This window comes from Waterburya agarophytonicola KI4 (genome assembly GCF_020640915.1).
GTDB lineage: Bacteria > Cyanobacteriota > Cyanobacteriia > Cyanobacteriales > Xenococcaceae > Waterburya > Waterburya agarophytonicola.
Genome location: NZ_JADWDC010000014.1, coordinates 29,927 through 55,787, shown reverse-complemented (window position 1 = coordinate 55,787; position 25,861 = coordinate 29,927). Strand labels below are relative to the sequence as shown.

26 protein-coding genes and 1 pseudogene are annotated in these 25,861 nt (G+C 39.2%); 19 read left to right on the top strand and 8 right to left on the bottom strand.

What is annotated here, in order from left to right:
- The first annotated feature begins 247 nt into the window (after window positions 1–247).
- From I4641_RS08090 to I4641_RS08060, 7 genes are all read left to right on the top strand, one after another.
- A complete protein-coding gene (locus I4641_RS08090; RefSeq protein WP_229639978.1) occupies window positions 248–691 on the top strand; it encodes an Rrf2 family transcriptional regulator in 444 nt (147 codons plus the stop codon).
- A gap of 131 nt (window positions 692–822) precedes the next feature.
- A complete protein-coding gene (gene cbiB / locus I4641_RS08085) occupies window positions 823–1,836 on the top strand; it encodes an adenosylcobinamide-phosphate synthase CbiB (RefSeq protein ID WP_229639977.1) in 1,014 nt (337 codons plus the stop codon).
- Between the two features lie 275 nt (window positions 1,837–2,111).
- Entirely contained in the window at window positions 2,112–3,095 is a 984-nt protein-coding gene (locus tag I4641_RS08080; protein ID WP_229639976.1) for an RNA polymerase sigma factor, RpoD/SigA family, read from the top strand.
- A gap of 135 nt (window positions 3,096–3,230) precedes the next feature.
- Window positions 3,231–3,383 carry a hypothetical protein gene (locus I4641_RS08075; RefSeq protein ID WP_229639975.1) on the top strand — a complete coding sequence of 51 codons (153 nt, stop codon included), beginning with the start codon at window positions 3,231–3,233 and terminating at the stop codon, window positions 3,381–3,383.
- 95 nt (window positions 3,384–3,478) lie between these two features.
- Window positions 3,479–5,107, top strand: coding sequence for an aminotransferase class I/II-fold pyridoxal phosphate-dependent enzyme (locus I4641_RS08070; protein ID WP_229639974.1), 1,629 nt, complete (start codon window positions 3,479–3,481; stop codon window positions 5,105–5,107).
- A gap of 338 nt (window positions 5,108–5,445) precedes the next feature.
- Window positions 5,446–6,213 (top strand): RNA polymerase sigma factor SigF, encoded by a 768-nt coding sequence (locus I4641_RS08065; RefSeq protein ID WP_229639973.1) that lies wholly within the window; start codon window positions 5,446–5,448, stop codon window positions 6,211–6,213.
- Window positions 6,214–6,736: 523 nt separating this feature from the next.
- Window positions 6,737–7,126: a hypothetical protein gene (locus I4641_RS08060; RefSeq protein ID WP_229639972.1), complete on the top strand. Its 390-nt coding sequence runs from the start codon at window positions 6,737–6,739 to the stop codon at window positions 7,124–7,126.
- An 8-nt stretch (window positions 7,127–7,134) separates the two neighbouring features.
- Here the strand turns inward: I4641_RS08060 and I4641_RS08055 are convergent, their stop codons facing one another.
- Entirely contained in the window at window positions 7,135–7,659 is a 525-nt protein-coding gene (locus tag I4641_RS08055) for a hypothetical protein (RefSeq protein ID WP_229639971.1), read from the bottom strand.
- Between the two features lie 117 nt (window positions 7,660–7,776).
- Between I4641_RS08055 and I4641_RS08050 the strand changes: the two genes are divergently transcribed.
- Window positions 7,777–8,337 carry a hypothetical protein gene (locus tag I4641_RS08050; RefSeq protein WP_229639970.1) on the top strand — a complete coding sequence of 187 codons (561 nt, stop codon included), beginning with the start codon at window positions 7,777–7,779 and terminating at the stop codon, window positions 8,335–8,337.
- 13 nt (window positions 8,338–8,350) lie between these two features.
- Here the strand turns inward: I4641_RS08050 and I4641_RS08045 are convergent, their stop codons facing one another.
- Window positions 8,351–9,667 carry a bifunctional folylpolyglutamate synthase/dihydrofolate synthase gene (locus I4641_RS08045; RefSeq protein WP_229639969.1) on the bottom strand — a complete coding sequence of 439 codons (1,317 nt, stop codon included), beginning with the start codon at window positions 9,665–9,667 and terminating at the stop codon, window positions 8,351–8,353.
- A 220-nt stretch (window positions 9,668–9,887) separates the two neighbouring features.
- Here I4641_RS08045 and I4641_RS08040 point away from each other — a divergent pair, with 220 nt between their 5' ends.
- The 3 genes from I4641_RS08040 to I4641_RS08030 all read left to right on the top strand — a co-directional run bounded on the left by I4641_RS08040 (window position 9,888) and on the right by I4641_RS08030 (window position 12,529).
- Entirely contained in the window at window positions 9,888–11,072 is a 1,185-nt protein-coding gene (locus I4641_RS08040) for an NAD(P)H-quinone oxidoreductase subunit H (RefSeq protein ID WP_229639968.1), read from the top strand.
- 207 nt (window positions 11,073–11,279) lie between these two features.
- The gene (locus tag I4641_RS08035; RefSeq protein WP_369426747.1) at window positions 11,280–12,110 is read left to right on the top strand and encodes a DNA adenine methylase; all 831 of its coding nucleotides are present in this window, start codon (window positions 11,280–11,282) and stop codon (window positions 12,108–12,110) included.
- A gap of 107 nt (window positions 12,111–12,217) precedes the next feature.
- On the top strand, window positions 12,218–12,529 hold the full coding sequence (locus tag I4641_RS08030; protein ID WP_229639966.1) for a YkvA family protein: 312 nt from the start codon (window positions 12,218–12,220) through the stop codon (window positions 12,527–12,529).
- Between the two features lie 189 nt (window positions 12,530–12,718).
- Here I4641_RS08030 and I4641_RS08025 read toward each other — a convergent pair whose 3' ends face one another.
- The gene (locus I4641_RS08025; RefSeq protein ID WP_229639965.1) at window positions 12,719–13,702 is read right to left on the bottom strand and encodes an adenosine kinase; all 984 of its coding nucleotides are present in this window, start codon (window positions 13,700–13,702) and stop codon (window positions 12,719–12,721) included.
- A 498-nt stretch (window positions 13,703–14,200) separates the two neighbouring features.
- Between I4641_RS08025 and tatC the strand changes: the two genes are divergently transcribed.
- Window positions 14,201–14,962: a twin-arginine translocase subunit TatC gene (gene tatC, locus I4641_RS08020; protein ID WP_229639964.1), complete on the top strand. Its 762-nt coding sequence runs from the start codon at window positions 14,201–14,203 to the stop codon at window positions 14,960–14,962.
- A 77-nt stretch (window positions 14,963–15,039) separates the two neighbouring features.
- Here tatC and I4641_RS08015 read toward each other — a convergent pair whose 3' ends face one another.
- From I4641_RS08015 to I4641_RS07995, 5 genes are all read right to left on the bottom strand, one after another.
- Window positions 15,040–16,194: an iron-containing alcohol dehydrogenase family protein gene (locus tag I4641_RS08015; RefSeq protein WP_229639963.1), complete on the bottom strand. Its 1,155-nt coding sequence runs from the start codon at window positions 16,192–16,194 to the stop codon at window positions 15,040–15,042.
- 26 nt (window positions 16,195–16,220) lie between these two features.
- Window positions 16,221–16,739, bottom strand: a complete 519-nt coding sequence (locus I4641_RS08010) for a Ycf51 family protein (RefSeq protein WP_229639962.1) — start codon at window positions 16,737–16,739, stop codon at window positions 16,221–16,223.
- A 151-nt stretch (window positions 16,740–16,890) separates the two neighbouring features.
- Window positions 16,891–17,238 carry a hypothetical protein gene (locus I4641_RS08005; protein ID WP_229639961.1) on the bottom strand — a complete coding sequence of 116 codons (348 nt, stop codon included), beginning with the start codon at window positions 17,236–17,238 and terminating at the stop codon, window positions 16,891–16,893.
- Between the two features lie 258 nt (window positions 17,239–17,496).
- A complete protein-coding gene (hemC, locus tag I4641_RS08000) occupies window positions 17,497–18,465 on the bottom strand; it encodes a hydroxymethylbilane synthase (protein WP_229639960.1) in 969 nt (322 codons plus the stop codon).
- Between the two features lie 241 nt (window positions 18,466–18,706).
- The gene (locus tag I4641_RS07995; RefSeq protein WP_229639959.1) at window positions 18,707–19,828 is read right to left on the bottom strand and encodes a THUMP domain-containing class I SAM-dependent RNA methyltransferase; all 1,122 of its coding nucleotides are present in this window, start codon (window positions 19,826–19,828) and stop codon (window positions 18,707–18,709) included.
- 137 nt (window positions 19,829–19,965) lie between these two features.
- Here I4641_RS07995 and secG point away from each other — a divergent pair, with 137 nt between their 5' ends.
- From secG to I4641_RS07960, 7 genes and pseudogenes are all read left to right on the top strand, one after another.
- Window positions 19,966–20,196 carry a preprotein translocase subunit SecG gene (gene secG, locus I4641_RS07990; protein ID WP_229639958.1) on the top strand — a complete coding sequence of 77 codons (231 nt, stop codon included), beginning with the start codon at window positions 19,966–19,968 and terminating at the stop codon, window positions 20,194–20,196.
- 26 nt (window positions 20,197–20,222) lie between these two features.
- On the top strand, window positions 20,223–20,987 hold the full coding sequence (locus I4641_RS07985) for a matrixin family metalloprotease (protein ID WP_229639957.1): 765 nt from the start codon (window positions 20,223–20,225) through the stop codon (window positions 20,985–20,987).
- A gap of 26 nt (window positions 20,988–21,013) precedes the next feature.
- Window positions 21,014–21,484 carry a YchJ family protein gene (locus I4641_RS07980; RefSeq protein WP_229639956.1) on the top strand — a complete coding sequence of 157 codons (471 nt, stop codon included), beginning with the start codon at window positions 21,014–21,016 and terminating at the stop codon, window positions 21,482–21,484.
- 127 nt (window positions 21,485–21,611) lie between these two features.
- On the top strand, window positions 21,612–22,706 hold the full coding sequence (mltG, locus tag I4641_RS07975) for an endolytic transglycosylase MltG (RefSeq protein ID WP_229639955.1): 1,095 nt from the start codon (window positions 21,612–21,614) through the stop codon (window positions 22,704–22,706).
- Between the two features lie 42 nt (window positions 22,707–22,748).
- Window positions 22,749–23,723, top strand: a complete 975-nt coding sequence (locus tag I4641_RS07970) for an energy-coupling factor transporter transmembrane component T family protein (RefSeq protein ID WP_229639954.1) — start codon at window positions 22,749–22,751, stop codon at window positions 23,721–23,723.
- Window positions 23,724–23,725: 2 nt separating this feature from the next.
- Complete coding sequence (locus tag I4641_RS07965) at window positions 23,726–25,144, top strand: anthranilate synthase component I (protein ID WP_369426746.1); 1,419 nt, start codon at window positions 23,726–23,728, stop codon at window positions 25,142–25,144.
- A gap of 104 nt (window positions 25,145–25,248) precedes the next feature.
- Window positions 25,249–25,861: pseudogene (locus I4641_RS07960) on the top strand (hypothetical protein); the annotation flags it as partial.

Here is a 25,861-nt window from a genome sequence, read left to right as displayed (position 1 = left end):
TAAAAATTTATTTTGGTTTACAATTTTGCTTTTCACTAAAGTAATACAAAGCTTATATATTTTACCTTGCAATCTTTATATAGAACTATATTACACTTATTGAGCATAATTAACTAAATAAAAAATTAAAATTTAGATATTTAAAGATATAGTTGACAGTATAAAAAACTGATTTAAGTAACTTTGTAAAAAAAAATCGAGTTATATACGCAAGTTTAAAGTGGTTCTACTTTATAAAAAATAAAAAATGAAGCTAACTACTCGCGGTCATTATAGTGTTAAAGCATTATTAGACCTCAGTTTACAACCAGGATATCAACCAACATCAGTTAAAAAAATCGCTCAAAGACAAGATTTACCCGCACCTTATTTAGAAAAATTGCTGATAGAAATGAGACGGGCTGGTTTAGTAAAATCAGTGAGAGGAGCAAATGGTGGCTATCAATTAGCTCTTAAACCAGAACAGATTTCTTTAGGTAAAATTCTCGAAGCGGTAGGAGAAACTATTGAACCTTTAGTAAATTACTCCCCCGATTGTAATTTAGCAGAAGATTGGGTTACTTTTAGCCTGTGGCAAAGACTACATCAAAAATTAAAAGCAGCCTTGTATAGTATTACGTTAGCCGATTTATATTATGATGCTCGCAGTTGGCAAGCTGCCCAAGGAGAAGAAAATAATTTTGTTGTTTGAGAGAAAAAATAATGATAGATAAACCAATAAAACCGTTAGTTTGTCAGGGTCAAAACTGGGAAAATAATCTTGAATTTTCTCAAAAAAAAGATGATTATTGAGGCATTATAAAAGCCTTACAAATAAATACTTTGGACTCATACAAGGCAGTTTTAGTTATTTTCTCTACAGTGTCAGTTTCTCATTCAGGTTTAGTTTTACTGCTAGCAGCCCTAGAGGATCATTTAATTGGCGATCCCCGGGGATGGCTTCATCCAGTGCAGGTTATAGGATGGCTAATTCAAAAATATGCCAATTTGGCGATCGCATTTTGTCCGTCGGGCTATCTCCGTCGTCTTGCAGGAATATTGTTAGGCTTAACTTTGATTATTGGTAGTGGAATATTTGGTTGGTCGATCGTGGCGATATTTCGCGAGATTCATCCTTTGTGGGGATATGCAGTCGAGATCGTTTTACTAGCTAGTTGTTTTGCACAGAAAAGCTTGCAGGTAGCCGTTGAAGATGTTTTAGAATCAATCGATCTTCAAGATCTGACCATAGCGCGATCGCGTTTGAGTCTGTATGTGGGGAGAGATACAGATCGCCTTGAGAGATCGGAAATATTACGGGCATTATTGGAAACTGTAGGAGAAAATGCCGTAGATGGAGTCACAGCACCTCTTTTTTACGCTATTTTAGGCTTATTTATCCCAGGAGTGGGTGTCTTACCTCTAGCACTAGCTTACAAAGCTGCTAGCACCCTAGATTCAATGGTGGGCTATCTCCACGAACCCTATACCGATCTGGGTTGGTTTAGCGCACAGTTAGAAGATCGTTTAACTTGGCTTCCCTGTCGTTTAACTGTCTTAACCTTAAGCTTATGTTCGGGCAAACCCCTTGAAGTTTTGGCTATTTGTCGTCGAGACGGCATAAAAGATCCCAGTCCCAATTCGGGGTGGAGTGAAACTGTTTATGCTGCCATTTTAAGGGTACAGCTTGGAGGCAAAAATACCTATAAAGGTATTGTCAAAGAAAAACCATTGCTGGGAGATGCTTTGGAACCCATTACCCGAGACAAAATTGACCGAGCCTTAAATTTAACTAGTTATTGTTTTTTATTATGGCTGGCGATCGCTTTGATTTTGAGTCTCTTGTTGCTGCCCTGAATTCTGACTGCAAATAGTAAATTACACCATCAAAAGTTCGGCAATCTCGATCGCAAGTTAGGTCTTGCATAACTCGTTTAAGTCCATCATAGAAGTAAAGAAGTTATCGATTGTAGATTGCAAGCGATCGCTTTTAGACCATTCAACATTTATGTATGCAAAATGGTTGAACCTTTATTCCTAACACAACGTCTAAACACACAGTCGGACAGTTCATAAAAAGAAGAAGTATCGCTGACTTTTAATCAGTTTACATAGGAGTCATAACTGTAAAGATGCCCAAAGCTAAAATCGAAAAAACAACTGCTAAAAGAAGCTACTCAGCAGATATGGTGCGAACTTATCTGCACGAAATTGGACGGGTACCCTTGTTAACCCACGAACAAGAAATTGTTTATGGCAAGCAAGTACAGAAAATGATGATCCTGTTGAGCGAAAAAGAAGAGTTAGAAAAGCAGCAAGATTGCCAACTCAGCCTGAAGGAATGGGCAAAACAAGCCCAAATGAGTGAAGTAGAACTTAACAAGATTATCAAACAGGGTCAACGAGCAAAGCGAAAAATGATCGAGGCGAATTTGCGTTTGGTAGTAGCGATAGCTAAAAAATACCAAAAGCGCAATATGGAATTTCTCGATCTGATTCAAGAAGGAAGTTTGGGATTAGAAAGGGGTGTAGAAAAATTTGACCCCACGAAAGGATATAAGTTCTCTACTTATGCCTACTGGTGGATTCGCCAAGCAATCACCAGGGCGATCGCCCAGCAAGCTCGTACTATTCGTTTGCCAATTCATATCACCGAAAAACTTAACAAAATCAAAAAAACCCAGCGAGAACTATCTCAAAAGTTGGGGCGCAGTCCCAATCCTGAAGAAATTGCTTTAGAGTTGGAACTTAAAACTTCTCAAATCCGAGAATACTTAAGTATCGCCCGTCAGCCAATTTCTCTAGATGTTCGAGTAGGTGACAATCAAGATACAGAACTCTCTGAATTACTCGAAGATGATGGCATTTCCCCCGATATTTATGCTACTCAGCAACTTCTACGTCAAGATTTATTTAGTTTGATGGCGGATTTATCGCCCCAACAACAAGAAGTGATTAGATTGCGTTTTGGTATGGATGATGGCAAAGAATTATCTTTGGCCAAAATCGGTCAGAGAATGGGAATTAGTCGCGAGAGAGTGCGTCAGCTAGAACATCAAGCTTTAGCTCAGTTGAGACGGCGCAGAAGCTACGTTAGAGAATATATTGCTAGTTAAAATTTACAATATATTTTGCTGAAAAACTGGCGATCTACACAAGTTTGTTATAGATTCGATCTATTATTCAATAGATTCTGTATCTTTGTAACAAAAAGTGGGGTCGCCATCATATTAATATTACAAATTAAACAAATGAAATTGACCCCTGCTATATACTCTGGTATTTTGGCGGGGGTTCGTAGCGCGAAAAACGTCCCTAGAAAATTATGGCTGATAAAATCAGAACTTCTAGATAGCAAAATAATCATCGAGTATCAAGATCGCGGTCTGGAAGGTGTCGGCTAGACCAATGAATAAGCGACCCCAAAGATTTCCCCGATCTGCCGTTGGGCAAGTTGCCGACAGTAGATTTTTAATTTAAGTGGTGTAGGAGTGAGTTAATGACACTATTCAAAGAAACGTTACATGGTAATAAAGAAACCAACAATATTTCTCCCAGCAGAAATGCCAGTCTTAATGGCTCAAGTGCTGTCTCGAAAGCAGAGGAAATACAGGGATGGTTGATTGATAAGCTGGCAGAAGTTCTGGAACTCGAACCCAATCAAATTGATGTGAGGCAAGATTTTGAAGAGTATGGCTTAGAATCAGCCGAAGCAATCAATCTATCGGGAGATTTAGAAGATTATTTGGGCTGTCGTCTGCCACCTACCCTACTTTGGGATTATCAAAATATTGAAGCTTTGGCTCAATATTTAGGCACGGGTAATTCACTTCAAGATCGAGTGAATTCGGCCAAGGATTTAGAATTTGTCACTTCTGCCGATCTATCCCAAGCAGCAAGCAAGCAAAATTCTTTAGCAATTTCTCCAGAAAATTATCAGTTTGAAGAATTTCCTGAATACAAAAAATTAAAAGCACAGCAAGAACAAGTTGCTAGTTTGGGCAATGGTAATCCTTTCTTTATTCCCCAGGAAACAGTAGTCAACGATCGCACTACTATTGATGGGAGAGAACTAATTAATTTTGCCACCTACAACTACATCGGAATGTGTGGCGATCCCGTGGTTACCCAAGCTGCACAAGATGCAACAAAACTCTACGGTACTTCTGCTTGTGCTAGTCGCTTGATTTCAGGGGAAAAACCAATTCATCGAGAATTGGAGCAAAAATTCGCCGATCTTATTGGCGTGGATGACAGCATTATGATGGTGGGAGGGCATGCTACCAATGTCACTACTATCGGTCATTTGTTGAGTAAAGATGACTTGGTCATTTATGATGCCTTCAGTCACAACAGCATCATGCAGGGTTGTTTTCTTTCTGGAGCGAGTCTGATTGCATTTCCTCACAACGATAACGAAGCCCTCGAAGAAATTTTAAGCGATCGCCGTCACCGCTATCAACGAGTTTTGATTGTTGTTGAAGGGGTATATAGCACCGATGGTGATATTGCGGATTTACCTCAAGTTATCAAACTCAAGCAGCAGTATAAAACTTTATTGATGGTCGACGAAGCTCATTCCATGGGTACTATCGGCAAAACGGGTCGTGGAATTAGCGAATATTACGATATTAACCCCAGAGACGTAGATTTATGGATGGGAACACTTAGTAAGTCTTTTGCTAGCTGTGGAGGCTATATTGCGGGTTCTTCTGCTTTAATTGAATATTTGAAATATACTGCCCCTGGTTTTGTGTTTAGCGTGGGGATGTCTCCTCCCAATACCGCTGCTGCGATCGCTGCTATTGATGTTTTGCAAAACGAGCCAGAAAGAGCAATTACTCTTCAAGCAAGAGCCAAGCTGTTTTTGGATTTAGCCCAAGAAAAGGGTTTGAATACGGGGATGAGTAAAGATTCTCCAGTTATTCCGATTATTGTTGGCGATTCTTTGAAATCAATTCAGCTATCTCAAAATTTATTTAAGCGGGGGATTAACGTGCCATTTATGATTTATCCTTCTGTGCCTCAAAATGGCGCGCGGTTAAGGTTTTTTATTACTTGTAATCATACCGTGGAACAGATTCATTTAACCGTTGATGTTCTTGCCGAAGAACTAAATAAGTTATAACTTTAATTTTATATTTAATATAGCTATTAAAAAAGCAAGAATAGTGTTTTCTATTCTTGCTTTTTTGTAAGATTTTTTTGTTTGAGATAACAAATTTTTGCTAATTATATTTACGTACTTTATACCTTAAATAATCTGATTTAGCTCAGTTTTAAAAAGTATTTAATTAGAACAAATACCTCGCTAAAACTTAATCTATAATACGTATTTGCTCGTAGACAAAAAAGTTGGAATTAAGTTTTTTCCGTAAAACAACTATGGTGTAGATTTTTCTGACAACAGAAAATGAGATTTAGATTCGCATAAATAGATTGTTGATACAGAAAAACTTTATTTTTATGGCTATTCCAACTTTTAGTTATCGTTGTATGGATTTTCTCCAGAATTATCATCGTAATCCATCTTTAGAATTACGCAATAAATTAGTAGAGTTAAATGCAGGTTTGGTTCGAAAAGTAGCCCATCAAATCTGTCGTAAATGTGCTGAACCGTATGAAGATTTGGAACAAATTGGCTACTTGGGTTTAATTAGAGCGATCGAACGCTTCGATCCCCAACAAGGTTCTGCATTTAGCTCTTTTGCGATTCCTTATATTCGTGGAGAAATGCTACATTATTTGAGAGATAAAGGTAGCATGATGCGAATTCCTCGTAGATGGCAAGAGCTTTATACCAGAGGAAAAAAACTCCGCAAAGATTTAATTGAAAAGCTAGGACGTTTGCCTAAAGACACGGAATTGGCAGATGGTTTGGGCGTACCTTTGGCAGAATGGAGTGAGTGTCAATTAGCCTTACAAAATCGCTTGCCAATTAGTTTGGATGCGGTGGTTAATAATTGTCTCGATTCATCAATTACCTTTGGCGATACTATTGCAGATCCTCGCTATCATCAACAGCGTAAATTGGAAGATGATAAATTGCAGTTGCAACGAGCAATGAGTCAACTAGAAGATAAAACTAAAGCAGCAATTGAATGTGTATTTCTTTGGGATTTACCCCGAAAAGAAGCCGCCAGACATATTGGCATTAGTCCGATGACTGTTACTAGACATCTACATAAAGGAATCGAGCAATTGGGCACAATGTTAGAGCCTCAAGTAGCATGAGTTTAGACAATTAATTTGTTCTTAATTAACTTTATTCGACCAAAAATATATAGATATTGACCCTCGCTTATTTTAACTATCTTCAGTAATAGCAGGTATTTTTCAGACAGTTTTTATAACTTATTTTCAAGCATCTAAATTTTAGATGCTTTTTTGATTAATGAAATTTTTTATTATTATTAATTAAAGTTTACTTAATAAAAAATATTGATAAATAGCTTTAAAATGCATATTCAATTGATGTTCGTCGTAGTCAAAATCTAGATTAACAATCAAAATTGGAAACTTAATAGTTATGAAACAATTTCACGCCTTAATTACTGCTGGAATCTTGTATGCTGTATTTTGTTTGAGTATTGACTCCAAGTTTGGTGCTGATTTTATGCAGTATCTAGCAGACAACTAAAATGTTGTCTAGCAAAAACTTGGATTGTAGTTCAAACTTTGATACCAAGCTGAAGGTACGAACTCATTGTCTTCAGCTTGAAATATAAATTTTTTATAAATTCGATCAATACTAATTATGCTTAATCCTAATTCAATAGCTCATACTGTAGGTGTTTTATCTTTAGTAACTTCTCTGACAATTTTATTTCCTACCTTAGTTAATACGTTCAAGATTACTACGAGCAATAGCAACAGGCTAACGCTAAAAATTTCTCATTTAGGAATACTCTTAACTATTTGTTTGGGATTGATTCATGGATTATTAATCACTCAAAATACTAATATAGATTTTTATAAGATTAATACTTACTGGATCTATGGAGGCGGCTTATTTGTCTTTAATTTGTTGATATTTTTAGCTTTTACTTTTTCTGAATTGAAGCGAGATTTAAAAAAGCTCAATTATTTTAATTATGCTGTTTTGTTATTGCTTGTCTGTCATGTAGGAACAAAAATTATTTTCTAAATTTTGGTTTAACATCTAGAATTAAGATATTCCAGGAGAGAACAACGAGTTTTTAAACCAGGGCTAATTATGTACCATCCCCGACAAGTATCGGGCGATCGCCATAATGTTAAATGTTCTACTTCTGGATCGACATAAAAACCTTTTTTTCCTCCTCCCAAAAGAGCCGACGTATAATGGGTAAAGCGATCGTGACTAACTCGATAGAGAGGAAAGTTGCCAATTAATGGCATTCCCCAACCATCAAAGGCAATAAAGTTATTAATTCTTCCTCCTTGTAATTGCCAAGCGATCGCAGCCCCCATACTACCCACAACTCCCGCACTAAAACTAATAAAAGATAGTGGAGGAGCATCTAGAGGTGATGGATAGTGTATTTTTAGCCATTGTAGAATTGCGATCGCCGAATAAGGCCCAGATTCTTCGGAGGGGAAAATTAGATATTTTCTTTCTCCAATTGTCTTTTTAATACTTTCAACAAAGCTTTCGGTTAACTCTGGTGGATGAATACCAGGGCAAATGATGAGAGTCATTAAGTATTCCAAGATATTTAGTTATAGAATTCCCTGAAAATAATCGGTTATTTTACTATTGCTTACTAAGTTAAAAAGTGAAGGCATTAATAACCAAAACTTTTATTGGGGAACATTATGCAGCGAGATTCACAATATTTACCAATAATCCTGGGAGTAGGCATACTTTTCTGCGTAATATTGGGCATGGGGGGAATAGCCTATTCATTTTATACTGACCAAATTGCTCAAGAAAAACAAGAAGAAAAAGAGTCATCTTACATTACTGAAGATGACAGCCCTTTTGAGAAATTAAACAGAGAAGACAATATAGTCATCGTTCCCGTACCACAAGAGGAAGGAGGTACGACAGGTATATTACCGAGTAATGAAGGAATTCCCACAGGCACTTATTCTAATCCTCCTAGCACTATTCAATCCACTGCAAATGCCTATTTAACAGATATAAATCGCCCGATTGATAACTTTGATTCGAGTGTGGCACGCAATCGCCAAAACCAAGAAAGAATCAGCAGTCAGTTTCCTGACTATAGCAGTCCAACTTCTAGTAATGATTTTAATAGCACCAGGGATAATAGTTTAATTAAACCATTAGACAACAGTGACTTTCTAGAAATTCCGACCACTGACACGGAGGAATCTTCGGCAACATCTTCTTTTAGCGAATCTTCATTTTAATTAATCGATCAATTTATCTTGCATTGACTAACTTGTGAGAAGGTTGATGCAAATCTCTATTTTGAAAGAGATGACCAATTAAATATAGAGAACCACATAGAACAACTAACTTTTCTGTTTTTGATTCTTGAGTTCTAGAGATGGCACTATCTAAAGCGGTAAAGACATCTAGGTGAGTCGAACAATGACTTAAGTTAGGACACACACCATTAGCGATCGCTGCTAATTCTTGAGTATCTGCACTACTATGGTCTGGTACGGGTACTAAATGTAGCTCGTCTTGAGGTTTTAAAAGAGCATCAAAAACATCTTCACGATCTTTGGTAGAAAGTATTCCTATCACCCAAACAATGGGTTTTTTGAGAGTATCGACATATTGCCTTAAGGCGATCGCTGCTGCGGGATTATGCGCCCCATCAATCAGCAAAGGACTATTTTGCCAAGTACTCCACTGCAACCTACCCAACCACCTAGTTTTGTTCATTCCTGTCTGAATTGCCAATTCAGGAATATCCCACCCCTGCTGTTGTAAAATTTTGATAGCCGCGATCGCCAAAGCTGAATTATTTAGCTGTACTTCTCCGTTTAAAGGCAAAGGATACTTAATATCTTCATATTTTGCCCAATTAGCATCATTTCGTTGCGGAATTTCGATTCTTTGAGCTGGTTCTACGCAAGTCAAAGGACAATCTAACTCTTTTGCTCTAGCGATCGCCACATCTTTCGCTTCTGACGGCAATTGTCCGATAATAGCAGGACAGTTAGGCTTGAAGACTCCCGCTTTTTCTCTCGCAATATCGGCTATAGTCGGCCCCAAACGCTGCCAGTGTTCTTTACTAAGGGATGTAATAATGCTAACCAAGCTGCGATCGGTGACGTTGGTTGCATCCAGTCTACCTCCCAAGCCCACTTCCATCACGGCGATATCCACTTGCGATCGCGCAAAATAAAGCCAAGCAGCAGCAGTAATTACTTCAAACTGGGTGGGGCTTTCTGCATTTGGGTCGAGCGCCCCGTGAATATCCTGTAGTAGTTTAATTAATTCAGTCGGTGCAATAGCTTGTTCGTTGAGATAAATTCGTTCTGTCCAATCGACTAAATGAGGAGATGTATAACGTCCGACTCGATATCCCCCTTCGGTCAAAATCGAAGACAAATAAGCACAGACCGATCCTTTGCCATTAGAACCCGCAACGTGAATAATTGGTACTTTTTCTTGAGGATTGCCTAAATTTGCTAGTAGCTTTTCAATTCTTTTTAAACCAAGATTTACGCCAAAACGTTGGAAAGGCTGTAAAAGAGAACCGATTTGAAGATCGTCTGCTACCATGATTCTAACTTTTCTTGCTCGTGTCTGATAGATTTAATCATAATCGAAAGCGTTGCCAGAATCTGTAGTAAATATTAAATTTATGATAAACCTTCTGTAAATTTACGCAATAGTTAGTTTTAGAGTGAATAGATTCGTATCCCGACAAGAAACTCGATAAGATATACAGAATAGCGGTAACAATATATAGCTTTATTAATAAAAGACATATTGCTGATTTATGGCACAGATAGAAACTAGAACCGAACCCATGATTCTCAACATGGGGCCTCATCATCCTTCAATGCACGGCGTATTGCGTCTCATTGTGACTCTTGATGGGGAAGATGTAATCGATTGTGAGCCTGTAATTGGCTATCTTCATCGAGGTATGGAGAAGATTGCAGAAAACCGTACCAGCGTAATGTATGTCCCCTATGTAAGCCGTTGGGACTATGCTGCGGGTATGTTTAACGAAGCAATTACCGTTAATGCTCCTGAAAAGCTTGCAGGAATTGAAGTTCCCAAACGCGCCCAATATATTCGGGTAATTATGCTCGAATTAAACCGTATTGCCAACCATTTATTGTGGTTAGGCCCATTTATGGCAGATGTTGGGGCGCAAACTCCCTTTTTCTATATTTTCCGCGAACGGGAATTAATTTACGATCTTTGGGAGGCTGCTACTGGTCAAAGACTAGTTAATAATAACTACTTCCGTATTGGTGGTGTATCGGTAGATTTACCCTACGGTTGGATTGATAAATGCAAAGATTTTTGTGATTACTTCGATCCTAAGATCGATGAATATGAAAAATTGATTACCAACAATCCGATTTTCCGTCGTCGTGTAGAAGGAGTCGGTACAATCACCCGCGACCAAGCAATTAACTGGGGTCTATCGGGGCCTATGTTAAGAGCTTCGGGGGTTAAATGGGATTTGCGTAAAGTAGACCATTATGAATGTTACGACGATTTTGACTGGGATATTCATTGGGAAACAGCAGGTGATTGTTTTGCGCGCTATTTAGTTCGAGTCCGCGAAATGCGCGAATCTCTCAAAATTATTCGTCAAGCTCTCAAAGGTATTCCTGGCGGTGCTTATGAAAACCTGGAAGCTCGTCGCATGGCGGAAGGGCGTAAGTCTAAGTGGAATGATTTTGAATATCAGTATGTAGCCAAAAAAGTTGCTCCTACCTTTAAAATTCCTGAAGGGGAACACTACGTTCGTTTGGAGAGTGGTAAAGGGGAACTAGGAATCTTTATTGTCGGTAATGATAATGTCTTTCCTTGGCGTTGGAAAATTCGCGCCCCTGACTTTAATAATCTACAAATTCTACCAGAACTTCTTAAAGGGGTTAAGCTGGCTGATATTATGCCTATTCTCGGCAGTATAGATATCATTATGGGGTCTGTGGATCGTTGAGGATAAGTAATAAGTAATAAGAGATTATTTGATTATTATTTGCATTGACTTACTACTATTCCTACTGAATTTAGATGTTTCAATGTAATTTAACTTGATTTAAAGGTGGGTTGAACTCACCTTTTTTTATTTTAAATTGATAATATTTAATATTCGAACCCGATCGCATTTTTAGATAGTTCTAAGATTAATGATTTTAAATATAAAATTTTGAGCAATTCAACGATCGCTTGTAAGCCTTTTTTAAAGTGGGTGGGAGGGAAAAGAAAACTACTTCCAGAATTAGTCAAACGCCTTCCTCAAAAATATGAAACATACTACGAGTCTTTTATGGGTGGTGCTGCTCTTTTTTGGCATTTACAACCAGAGAAAGCTGTACTTTCAGATATCAATCTAGAATTAGTTAATACATATCAATGCGTTAAAAATAATGTTGAAGAATTAATTATCGATCTCCAACAGCATTATTACGATCAAGAATATTATTATCAAATTAGAAATTGCGATCGCTTGCCTGAATACTCTCAATGGACAAATATTCAAAGGGCTAGCCGTTTTATTTTCTTGAATAAGACTTGTTTTAATGGTTTATATCGAGTCAACTCCAAAGGTCAATATAATGTTCCTTTTGGAAGATATAAAAATCCGAAAATTATTGATGCAGACAATCTTCGCGCTTGTAGTAATAGTTTGCAAAAAACCAAGATTTTAAATAGTTCTTTTCTCGATCTAGAATCAAAAATCACCCCTGAAGACTTTGTTTATTTCGATCCCCCTTATATCCCTTTAAATGCAACCTCTAACTTTACCAACTACAGCAAAGAAGGTTTCGATAATAAAATGCAAATCGCACTGTTAAATCTTTGCCAAAGACTTGATCGCCAGGGAGTTAAGTTTATGGTATCTAATTCTGCTGCACCTTTAATTTTCGATCTCTATAGTCAATTTAAAATAGAACAAGTAAATGCACCGCGATCGATTAATTCTCAAGGAAACAAAAGAGGTGCGATCGCAGAAGTACTCGTTTCCAACTATTAAAATCACTATGAAAATCTTTGTACGGCTATATATGAGGTTTTCCACACTGAATTTATAGCTGCACTCTGTCATAATGAGATCAGTTAATCGAGGACACAAATACAGCGATGAATTTTTCTCTTTCTTCCTTGTACGATTGGTATCGCAGTGCCATCCGCCATCCTAAATATCGTTGGTGGGTGATGCTAGGTACGGTAATTTATTTGATTAGTCCCATTGATATTGCACCAGATTTTATTCCTATTTTGGGACAACTTGATGATGTAATGTTAGCAGGTTTATTATTTACAGAATTGTCACAAATGATGATATCTAAAATACAAGCTCGTCAAGAAAGTAATCCTAATACTACTACCAACGCCGAAAATCCCAGTAGCGAAACTGTTGATGTCGATGCAGAAACTGTAGCAACTAGTTAAGCTAATGAAAGATTTATAAATACTTTTAAAATATAAATCTATCAAATTATAGAAAAGAGTGCGGGGCATAGATTGCGATCGCGCTCTTTTTATATATTTAATTTTTTATTTAGAATTTAATAACTAAAAGCGATCGCCTTTTATCTTTTATAAAGCGATCGCTTTTCTAATTAATTAAGCAACTTTAGATTAGTTTAAAAGACCTCGAACTTCCTCGGTTTTAAGCCGCGCACCCAAACTAGTTACAATTTTGGACGAAGCCTTAGAAGCCAATCTGCCAGCTTCTTCGTAACTCATACCGTTGGTGATACCGTATAAAAATGCTCCTGCATACATATCTCCCGCACCCACAGTATCGATCGCTTTAACGGGAAAAGGTTCTATTTCAATCAGTTTTTCGCCATCGAAAATAACCGACCCAGTTGCACCGCGAGTAATGGCAAAGCCTTTAGCAAGAGTTTTTAGATGTTCGACGGCAGTATCAAAGTCTTCCGTATCTGCCATCAATAAAGCTTCCCCTTCGTTAGCAAACAAGAAATCAACCCCATCACCTATAATCTCTAGCAAACCAGATTTAAAGAACTTGACCATATTAAAATCAGCTAGAGTAAAGGCAACTTTTTTTTCCGCTGCTTGGGCGATTTCTTTAGCTTTAATGGCTGCTTGTTTGCTATTTTCGCCACTAACCAAATAACCTTCAATATAAGTATATTCAGCATTGGCGATCGCTTCAGGAATTAATTCCGCATCGCTGAAATTTCCTGAAATACCCAAAAAAGTATTCATAGTGCGATCGGCATCGGGAGTTACAAATACCAAACATTTACCCGTAACCCCTGAATCTGCAACTTGGGTATCTAGGTTAGTCGCTACACCACAATCTAATAAGTCTTTAGTATAAAACTTCCCTGGTTCGTCATTGGCTACTTTGCAGGAATAAAAAGCTTTCCCGCCAAACTGACTTATCGCAATGAGGGTATTGGCAGCAGATCCACCACAGGAACGTTTTGTATCGTATTCTGCCAGAGATTCCACGATTTTGTCTTGAGCATCACGATCTAACAGTGTCATCACGCCTTTTTCTATGCCTAACTTCTCTAGAGTCTCTGGAGAAACTTCAAACTCAGTATCTAATAAAGCGTTACCTAAAGCATATACGTCGTATTTTGTCATTAATTACCTCATTGAAGCTAATATTTATGGGATTTGAGCTAAATTCTTCGCCAATCTTGTATGGGACTAGTAGAGAATGGAGTAAATAAAGTAACCGTTAAATAATCTGTCAAAGCTGATAAATCATTACTTATTACCTATTATTTACGCCCAGCATTACTAGTCTTATGCAAGATACCATTTCTTAGACTTACTTCGATTTAGTCTTTTAAGAGCTTTTTCTCCTTTTCTATAAAATCGAGGGTTGAAAATCGAGGGTTTTCAACTTTGTTACCTTTGTCGTCGGTATAAAAATAATTCAATCCAATGTCCAGCCCAACCTCAGAATAAGGTCGAAATTCATAAAGCGGAAACGGTCGGGTTTCCCGACCATGTTCCACGCCGTCCAACGGCTAAAAGCACGTTGGCTTTCTTTCTCCCGTCCTTCCTGTAAGGAAGAAAGATATAATTATTAAAACTAATTAAACGTTGCCTAAGATTCTAGGGCGATCTCTATTTATGCCATCACCCAATTTAGAAACCCCTACTAAAGAAAAAGAAGATTATCTAAACGAACTTCCTGATGAAGTAGAGATGTCTCTATTCGACCATTTGGAAGAATTGCGTCTGCGTCTGTTTTACGCTCTGATTGCCGTTGCGATCGCAGCATTAGGCTGTTTTATTTTTGTACGCCCTCTAGTACGCATCTTAGAAGTCCCCGCCCAAGGGGTTAAATTCTTGCAGCTAGCACCAGGGGAGTTTTTCTTTGTTTCGATTAAGGTAGCTGGTTATAGTGGCATGGTTTTGGCTAGTCCATTTATTCTCTATCAAATCGTTCAATTTGTCCTACCAGGCTTAACCCGAAAAGAGCGTCGTCTCCTCGCCCCCGTCATTTTTGGTTCGAGTATTTTATTCTTTGCAGGTTTGTTTTTTGCCTATATTGCTTTGATTCCTGCTGCGCTCAATTTCTTTATCAATTATGGTAGCAATGTTGTCGAACAGTCTTGGTCGATCGATAAATACTTTGAGTTTGTCTTATTGCTATTATTTAGTACGGGATTAGCATTCCAGATTCCCATTATTCAGCTTATCTTAGGCTTTCTCGGTATTGTATCCTCGGCACAGATGTTTGCAGGTTGGCGTTTTGTAGTTTTGGGATCGGTGATTATGGGTGCAGTCTTAACCCCTTCTACCGATCCTTTAACTCAGTCTTTATTAGCAGGTGCAGTATTGGGATTATATTTTGGCGGTATTGGTGCGGTTAGGTTGTTGGGTAAATAAAAATTTATAGTTAAAGCGATCGCTTTATAGCTTTGCTTGGTTTCGTGATCGCTTTTTAAATAAAGCAAAAATATTGTTTAATTGAGATTGTTCGCCTTTACTGTTGTTGTATCTACAGTGGTTGAAACCATCGCTGCCATTAATTGTTCGGCAGAAACAGCAAAGGGTAGTCGATGGAGATCGGATTTAGGCTGAGTTGCGATCGCTGCTGCGTGACGCAGTCGAGCGAGGCTAACATCTGCTAAACCAAGGTCTTCTAGGGTTTTAGGCAAGCCAATTTCAGTATAAAACTTGAGTAATTGCTTTCTCGATGATGCTGCCAGTTTGTTACCCTGAATCATCTCTTCGAGGCGCAACTGTACCAAAATACCATAAGCGACTTTTTCGCCGTGGAATACGTCGTGGGCTTCTAGTAAATGGGTCAAACCATTATGAACTGCATGAGCAGCAACAGTACGACAATCTGCTCCACCAACACCACCAATTACCCCCGCTAACAATACTGTGGCATCGACCACTTCGCTCCATTCATTGCTCTGAGGATGCTTTAGAGCGATCGCGGATTTTTGGAATAAGATGTCTCTTAAAATTCTGGCTTGTTGTACTGCCGAAATTAATAAGGTAGCAGTAGATTCTCCACTACTGACAGAAGCTTCATACCACTTGGCGATCGCATCGCCAATTCCTGCAACTAAAGTACGCTGGGGAGCAGTGCGGACTAAACCATAATCTAAAATCAACAAGTCGGGACAACAACTGAGAGAGACATCATATTGAAAAACTCCCGCTTCGGAATAGATATTAGATAAAGCCGTCCAAGCAGCACAAGTAGCCCCAGAAGTCGGCAGGGTAACTATGGGTAAATTACATTGATAGGCGAGTAGTTTTGCCGTATCCAAAGCCTTACCACCACCAACACCAATAATCAGATCGGCTTGATGCTGCTGCACCATCTCCTTGAGCCTGGATAAAGAAGATTCCGCACAATCTGGACTATAACTAGCAAATTCAGCAACTAATTGCTCTTGGGTGAAGATAGGCTCTAAATTAGAGGAGATCGCTGCTAAAGTTCGATCTCCACCCACCACCAGAGGACGAACTCCCAATTTAGCGATTTCCTTACCTGAATCCCTCAAACAATGCTCTCCTCGCAATACTCGTGCGGGGGCGATCGATAAGGGAGCGTAACTAGTTGCCGTTTTGGTTGATGTGGGTGTAGCTTTCTTGCTCATATAAATAGTTGATTAATCTTGCTCTTTTAGCTGGGGTTGGGTAATTTACGCAAATTTTGAGAAAAAACATTAACTTGAATGTCTTCATCTCCACTAGCTATCAGCGATCGCTTTGCTTCGCCCAAAAATAAAGGTTGAGATACTCCTGTTTGAGGATGCAAAACTGTTCTTAGTTTAATAGTAAACTCGCTATTGCCACCCGTACCAGTCCTACCATAAGAATACAAATCCGAAGCTGCTTGAAGCAAGGTGGGTTCGATGGCGGATTTCTCTATATCGGGGGCGACTGCTACTACTGCTTGGTTTGCACCATTGTCATAAATCAAAGTGTAGCGAGCCGCACCAGAAATTGATTCGTGGGGAAAAAAGCTCAAGCCAAGAGCAAACATTCCTGCGGTAAGCACTCCCATAAAGCTGGTAACACCTACCAAACGAAAGCGAAAACTCCAGCCGACAACAAAAGATAAGATTGCTACGAGCAAACAAAAAATGGTAGCAAATCCCAACCATTTAGCATATACAAAAATACTGCTAGTGAAATCCATAAGTTTTTTTTGAATATTTTCTGACAAAATCAGCTAAAAAAACAGGTATCGGTAGTTACTGCTACACGATACCTATATTGATTAATCAAGATCCTATCAGCTAAGGAGTTCAATTATTCACTCTCAATTGAACTTCTTAACTATTCAATGACTATTGTGCTTCGTCACCCAAGTTTTCAACAGCATTGCCAGCATCTTCTATACCTTGATTGACACCATCTTTGACTGCTCCAGCAGCTTCTCCAGCATCTTTTTGTAAGTTTTTAGCACCGTCTTGAATATTGCCCGCAGCGTCTTCTGCTCCTTTCTCGAAGTCTTTTAGACCGCCTTTGATTGAATCTCCAGCATCTTCTGTACTTTGTTCGATACCTTCAACTCCTTCTTGAACTGCTCCATCTATGGCATCAGGAGATTCAATTGTTTGATCTGCACAAGCTCCAAATAGAAGAGATAGAGCAACAAATGCAGGTACAGCTATAGTTTTGACTTTGATATTCATGGTAATAGTTATGAAGAAAATTTAATTGGACTATGTAAGTGATACTCGAAAATTCTTGTAGAGTCAAAGGAACTCAAACTAAAATTTCCGATGAATAAATGTAAGTGTAAAACCCCAACTTTAAGCTAGGGTTTTTAAATGTACTCTTTAATAGATAAATTTCGGACAAGGTTAGATCGATTATCTATTAACGGTTATTACTTATTACTTACGAGCCAATAAATTTCCTCAACTAAGCGATAAATAAGCTGCGACAACTTATCCTCGTCCTACTTCTTCAAAAATCTTGGCTAAAATATCCCCTGCGCCTTGTTCGCGCAATTTAGCTGCTAAATCTTTTCCTAGCTGCTCTGCGTCTTGTTTTTTGCCAGTTACTGTATTTTTAAGCAATTGTTTGCCATCCAAACTAGCTACCATTCCCACGACGACTAGAGAGTCATTATCAATCGTAGTATTGACTCCAATAGGTACTTGACAACCCCCTTCCAACTCTCGCAAAAACGATCTTTCTGCCATAGTCCGATCGCTACTATCTGAATGTTCTAATACTTTGAGAATTTTAAGAATTTCTTCGTCTCCTGCGCGACATTCAATACCTAGTGCGCCTTGTCCTACTGCATGAAGGGATACTTCTGGAGAAATAACTTCGTGAATGCGATCGCTCATATTCAATCTTTGCAAGCCAGCTACCGCCAAAATAATACCATCATATTCTCCCGCATCCAATTTAGCCAAACGAGTATTAACGTTACCACGAATATCTTTAAACTCTAAATGGGGATAATGATGGCGCAACTGTGCCAAACGTCGAAGAGAAGATGTCCCAATTACCGAACCTTCAGGAAAAGTTGCTAAGGTTTTATCTTTGTTCTTTTCGTTAACTGCTAGAGCATCGGCGGGATCTACTCTTTGGGTAACGCATCCCAACATTAAACCTTCGGGTAAATTAGTAGGCAAATCTTTAAGAGAATGCACCGCAAAATCAGTAGAATTATTGAGCATTCCTACTTCTAGCTCTTTGGTGAATAAACCTTTGTCGCCAATTTTTGCTAGGGGTACGTCAAGGATTTTGTCTCCCTGGGTACTCATCTTTTCGACTTCAAATTCAATATCAGGAAAATGCTTTTCTAGTTCTGCTTTCACCCAATAAGTTTGTACTAAAGCAAGTTGACTTTTGCGCGTACCAATACGTACTGTACGCTTAGAAGTTTCAATGGTGGATGTCATAGGAACTATCTTAAAAAAATCTAATAAATCACTCGATCTAGGGTATCGCAGTTCTTGAAACCTATTGGTTAATTTTTGTTTTAGATTTAGGCGATCGCTTAATTGGGGTTTATGAAACTAAAATTATCGAAATAGCAGGTCAAACTTATTTCAGGATATCTCTCGATCCCTCTGTACTTTTGCTTCTTTGCGTCTTTGCGTGAGATAACTATTAACCCTCTAAACCATAAAGCCAAACTACTTAATACATCTCATATTTCAACAAAGTGCAAGGAATTGCGCCGTTGTAAAGTTTGACTCGCTTAGAAGTCCGCAAACCGACTTGCTTAGATAGTTTCATACTACCCGTAAAAATATAGGCAGTCCAACCTTTAAATCGTTGCTTAAAAATATCTCCCAGAAGCTTATATAGTTCGCCTAATTCCGCCTCATTGCCCAACCTTACCCCATAGGGAGGATTGCAAATCAAAACCCCCTTATCTGCTGGCGGTTCGACGTTAATTAGCTCTTGACGGGCAAATTTGACATAGTCTTCCAATCCAGAATTCTCCGCATTCACAAAAGCCTGGCGAATTACTTGCAAATTGCGATCGCTGCCTATGATGGGAACATTGATGTCTGTTTTTTGTTGCGACTCTGCTTCTTTAATCAAACTCTGCCATAATTTATCATCATAATCGAGCCAAGTTTGAAAGCCAAAGTCGCGATACAACCCAGGGGCGATATTCAAGCCTTTTAAAGCTGCTTCAATGGGTAATGTACCGCTACCGCACATCGGATCGAGAAAGGGTAAATCGGGCGTCCATTCTGATAGCTCGATTAAAGCAGAGGCTAAAGTTTCCTTCATCGGTGCTGCACCGATCGCGGGGCGATATCCCCGACGGTGTAAACTAGAACCAGAACTATCTAGGCTCAAGATACAGTGCTTTTGGTCGATGTGAGCGTTAATTAAGAGATCGGGGTTTTCTGTATCCACACTAGAGCGTTTGCCACCCCTTTGTTTTTGCCAGTCCGTGATGGAATTTTTAATTTGTAGGGCGGTAAAATGAGTGTGATTGAGATGCTTGCTTTTTCCCGTACAAGTTACAGCTAGAGTCATATCGGGTTCGAGATATTCATCCCAATCAATTTTTTGCACGCTCTTATATAGTTCGTCCCCCGTAAAGCTTTTAACTCGTGCGATGGGCATCAAGATCCGAAAGCTGGTTCTCGTCCATAAATTAGCCTTATAGAGTGTGGCTTTGTCTCCTTTAAAATGGACTCCTGTAAAGTCGGGACGAACATCTTTTGCGCCAATATTCTCTAATTCTCGTACCGCTACTTCTTCTAAACCGCGAGATACTGTAGCAAAGTAATTGTTCATGTAGGGATGGGGGAAAGTCAGTTAGAGTGAATGACATTTCCTACGATTTAAAAAATAAGTTGAATATGCCTGTGTTAAAAGTTTACAATAGTTGCTGGTCTTAAAAATAAAAATAAAAGCCGAAATTATATTTTTTTATGAACGTATTTCAAGCAGTTCAAATTGTCTGGGCAGCTTCTGCCTTTCTATTGGTAGTACTTATATTATTACATAGCCCCAAGGGTGACGGCTTGGGCGGTATTGGCGGACAGTCTCAAATGTTTACCAGTACAAAAAGCGCGGAAAATGCTTTAAATCGTATTACCTGGGGCTTAGGTATTTCCTTTATCGTTCTCACTATTGCTTTGAGTGCAGGTTGGATTAGTTAATATTTTCCTAAATTGATGAGAAATTCATGAATAAGTGGCGGTTAAAATGGCAAAAACTTGTTTATATTGCGATCGCCACTTGTCTGATTGTATTTATTTCCCAGATAATTATAGTTCTCGCTCAACCCACCACCGCCAATTTACCCCCATCCAAAGTTCATACTCTACCCGAATCTTTGAAGACATGGGAAGACAAAACAAACAGCGGTAATTATTTTAGTCGCATTGATTCTACGCCCCTAGGGTATTTAGTTTGGTCGCATTTCCCCGTAACAGTATACGTTCAGCAACCCCTCAGTTTGACCGACTCCTCAGCAGACAAACGTTTTCAACAGTGGGTTAACGCGGTTAAAAAAGCGATCGCCGAATGGAATGTATATTTACCCCTAGAAGAAATAACAAAACGAGAACGAGCAGATATTGTAATATTGCGCTCCCAACCCCCAAGAGAAACCAAATTAAACCGCGATACGGGGTTATACGATATCCCCAGAGCAGTTACAGCAGAAACTAATTATAAATTTTATATTAAACAAAATCCTGCTACCATCACTCATAAAATGAAAGTAGAAATCAGTCCTAATTATGCGGGGGTATCTCTATTCGCCACGATCCGCCACGAATTGGGTCATGCTTTGGGGATATGGGGACATAGCGATCGAGAAACTGACGCGCTTTATTTCTCTCAGGTAAGCGATCCTCCTCCTATTTCTCTCAGGGATATTAACACCCTAAAAAAGATCTACCAACATCCTACTAAATTGGGTTGGAAAATCGATCGCACCCCCTAAACTAGTAACTTTAAGATCTTTAATCAATGACTCCAGAATTGTGTCCCTGTCAAAGCAAAAAAGCAGATAAATATTGTTGTGGAATGTATTTATCTGGGAAGAAAAAACCAGAAACAGCAGAAAAACTAATGCGATCGCGTTATACAGCATTTTATCGAGGTAATATTGATTATTTAATCGCGACGTTGCATCCCGACAAAAGAAACAAAAGCGATCGCGCCCAATTAAGCAAAAGCATTAGCAATACTGAGTGGTTGGGTTTGACCATAATCAATACCCAAAAAGGTAAGAAAAATGACACCACTGGAATTGTAGAATTTGAAGCGGTGTACCAAGTCGATCTACCAGAACAACTCCACGAACGTTCTCGGTTTATTAAAGTTGACGGTCAATGGTTTTATGTCGATGGGGATATCCTACCAGGAACAACACCCAAGTCTAAAGAAACTTGTTGGTGTGGTAGTGGTAAAAAATATCAAGAATGTCATGGCAATTAATTCAACATACTAGAGGCAGAAGAAGACAATTTAATAACGATCAAGGTAAAATCGAACCCGATCGCAAAATAAACTAAATACGGATAATTTATATCTATCGATAATTGATAACTAAAATAATTTATACATGACTACTAAAAGAAAGTTTCCTCGGAAAAAAACTTCTAAAAGAAAAACTAAAATAAGTCCAGCAATGAAAGTTATTCCTGCCACTGTAGGGGTTTTATTTCTTTTGGGATTGGTTGGTTGGAAAGGTTTAACTGCCCCCGTAGAATCCCCAGGGGGAAAAATAGATCAAGAAAAGCAAGTCCCGTTTACAGTTAAATCTGGTGTTGGTGGCAATCAAATTGGTGCAGAATTAGCCCAGGCGGGATTAATCAAATCTCATCAAGGCTGGAAAATCTGGACGAAGCTAAAACAAACCACCGACTCGCAAGGCGGTTTCAAAGCTGGTACGTATCTTCTATCCCCCCAAGAATCATTATCGGATATTGCAACCAAAATTTGGTCGGGAGATATTATGCAGACTAACTTTACCATTCCCGAAGGTTGGTCTACCAAACAAATGGCAGCATATTTTGCAGATCGAGGTTACTTTAGTGCAGAAGAGTTTGCCAATGCGGTCAAACAAATTCCCTACGATAAATATCCTTGGCTTCCTCAAGATTTACCGATTCTAGAAGGTTTTTTGTATCCCGATACCTATAAGATTAGCAGCGATCGCACTAGCGATCCCGAGGGAATTATTTATACCATGCTCGATCGCTTTGAAGAGGTAGCTTTGCCAGTCTACGAAGCCGAAAAACCCGATATGAGTTTAAATGATTGGGTAACTCTGGCGAGTATTGTCGAAAAAGAGGCAGTAGTTGGCTCAGAAAGACGTTTGATTGCAGGGGTATTTACCGCGAGGTTAGAAAAAGGGATAAAATTAGGCTCCGATCCCACTGTAGAATACGGTTTGGGCATCAGACAAACCGCAGATCAACCCCTAACCTACACCCAAGTAGGCACTCCATCGCCCTATAATACATATATGAACGTTGGTTTGACTCCTACTCCCATTGCTTCTCCTGGCATAGAAAGCCTCAAAGCTACTCTAAATCCAGAAGATACAAACTATTTATATTTCGTAGCTCGTTATGATGGAACTCACATTTTTAGCGAAACTCTTCGCGCCCACGAAGCAGCAACTAGAGAAATTCGCCGTCAGAGAAACCAATAATTCCTCGTTCCTTGCTCCTTGCTCCTCGTTCCTTGATTACATATGGATTTATTGCGATCGCTGCCTATTGGGTCATATTTAGAACAACCTGTTACTTGGCTACACAGAATCGATCCGCGAGTTAAATTAGTTTGGTTAATGACTTTTTTAATCGCTCCTTTATTAAGCAATCCTTTTTGGCGAATTGCTTTGGCGGGGTCTTTAATCCTCTTAACCATAGTTGCTGGGATTCCCTTTAGAGTCTGGCGCAAGCAAATGGGATGGTTACTCTTGCTCTGCACTTTTATGTTCTTATTTGCCAGCATTTCTCCCGATAGCCTAGCTGTCAAGTATACCCCCCGCACACCCCCATTTTGTGGGGAAATATCCCCAGCGAATAACACCGCCAATAACACCACAAAAGATCTTGCAGCAGAAAAGACTGCCCAATGCACTTCCATCCTAGCTCCTGCCACAGATTATCAATACGTCTTATTCGATAAACCCAAGTTTTTCTTGCTACCCCGTCTGGTAATTACTCGTCGCTCCTTAGATGTGGCGATCAGAATTTCTACCCTAATTTTCACTCTAATTTACAGCACTAGCTTATATTTATTAACCACTGCTCCCGAAGAGATTACCGAAGGATTAGACGACTTAATGAACCCCTTGCGTCATTTCAATATACCAGTTTCAGAGATCGTTCTCACCTTGACTCTTTCCCTGCGTTTTATACCTTTAGTTTTAGAAGAAGTACAAAATTTAGTTCGTTCGATCCGCACTAGAGCCATAGATTGGAAGAAATTGGGCTTGCGTCGTAGCGCGCAACTATGGTTAATTGTTTCAGAGAAGCTACTAGAAAATTTATTATTGAGAGCAGAACAAATTGCTGTGGCAATGGATGTTAGAGGATTTACTAGTCCTAACGAACATCGAGTCCAATGGCATCAACTAAAATTGCGATCGCGAGATTGGATCGCTTTAGGGATCTTAATTCCCTTCTGGTGCGCCCGTTGGTTTGTGGGTGGAACTTTTTAACTATGACAGAAGCAACAAAATCTTGGTACTGGCGATCTCTACCTTTAGCCAACCGCACTGCTTCAGAAGTCTTTAGTACATTATTTGGCGATCAAGATATTGCTACCCTCCTCGAAAGCCCTACCATAGCAGACCCAGAATACCCCCATTTATCTCGTTATTCCATTTGTGGAGGTTGTCCTCGAAAAGTGGATGGCAAAGCCCAAATATGGACTCCTGCAATGGGTGAGATATTACCTTTCCTTCGTTCTTTACTAAAGCGATCGCTAGCAGAAAACCCAATAGAAAACCCAGATATAGCCCATCTTCCCTTCACTGGTGGCTGGTTGGGCTGGCTCGGTTACGACCTTGCTTGGGAAATTGAAAGTTTGCCCAAACTCAATCAAGATGACTTACCTTTTCCCGTAGCCTATTGGTACGAACCCGAATGCTTTGCGGTTTTAGATCACTTAAAAAACATCCTCTGGTTAGCTACGACCAACCCCGACCAATTAAACGACCTAGAAACCCGATTACTCGCCCAGTCCCCAAGTCCCTATGGGAAGCGGTATCCTTTAGGGCAAATCCCCAAGTCCTCAATTAATTTCCTCACCGATCGAGAACAATACCAAAACTCCGTCAAACAAGCCCAAAAATACATCCAGGCGGGAGATATCTTTCAAACCAATTTGTCTTTACGTTTTCAGACTCAAACAAACCGCGATAGCTGGTCGATTTATAGTCAACTCCAACAAATAAATCCTTCTCCTTTTGCTAGCTATTGGAAATCCCCTTGGGGAGATATTATTAGTTGTTCTCCCGAAAGACTGGTTAAATTAGAAGGCAGCCAAGCTCAAACTAGACCTATTGCAGGGACGAGAAGAAGAGGGACAGATCGAAAAAGCGATCGCGCCTTGGCTACAGAGTTACTAGCAAATACCAAAGAAAGAGCAGAACATATTATGTTGGTCGATCTAGAGCGCAACGATCTGGGTCGAGTTTGCCAATGGGGTTCGGTAGAAGTAGACGAACTATTAGTAATAGAGCGTTATAGCCACGTGATGCACTTAGTTAGTAATGTCAAAGGAATCTTACAAAGCGATCGCGATACAATAGATTTAATTCGCGGTGTATTTCCTGGGGGAACAATTACAGGATGTCCTAAAGTACGTTGCATGGAAATTATTGAAGAATTAGAACCGACGCGCCGTAGTTTGTTCTATGGATCTTGTGGCTACCTTGACTGTCGAGGAAATCTAGACTTAAATATTCTCATTCGTACTTTACTATACGTCCCATCTGCCGATGCCAAACTGGCTCTAGTTTACGGACAAGTGGGAGCGGGTATTGTTGCCGATAGTGATCCCGAAAAAGAATGGTACGAATCATTAAACAAAGCAGAAGCACAAATAGCAGCTTTACAATTTGCAACCAATCATTAATAGCGGTTCGATCAGAACCTAAAAACTTCAGCCTATTTTTTGAGAATTATCTTAAACTTAGTTTATTTTTTAAGTGTCACTGTTAAATTAGTAATCTAATATCTATGACTAATCCATCTTCTCAAGAACCCCAAAATCCCATTCCAGAACGCAGAAAAAAACCTGCTGCGGGGGTAACTTTCGACGAAATGATTGCGATAATTGTTGCTTTCGGCACTATTGGAACAATACTATTTTGGTCTTTGGGTGCTAAAAGAGGCGGAATTGCCAATACTTTTGGTTTCGGCAGACAAAATAGTTTGTTGTCTACAAAAGATGTTGGAATCGACCTAGGAAGCATCGATGCTGATTCTAAGTTAGACTTTGGCGAAATAGATCGGGAAAGCGATCGCCTGAAAATAGCCAATAATGCTTCTCAGGAAAGATCTTCTTTAGCTGCTTCCTCATCGCCAAATTTTGCTGTCCCATCAGGATTACAAACCCCATCATATCGAATCGATCGCCAAAATAAATTAGCCCCTATAGCGTTGGGTACAGCAGCAACGTTACCCGTACTAACCAATAGACCTAATACCAACCCAAATTTTAATAATGGTAATAATAATGCTGTAGTAACTCCAGATGAACCCAAATCTACAGCTACTGCTCCCGATCCTGTAGTGACTCCAGATGAACCCAAATCTACAGCTACTGCTCCCGATCCTGTAGTGACTCCAG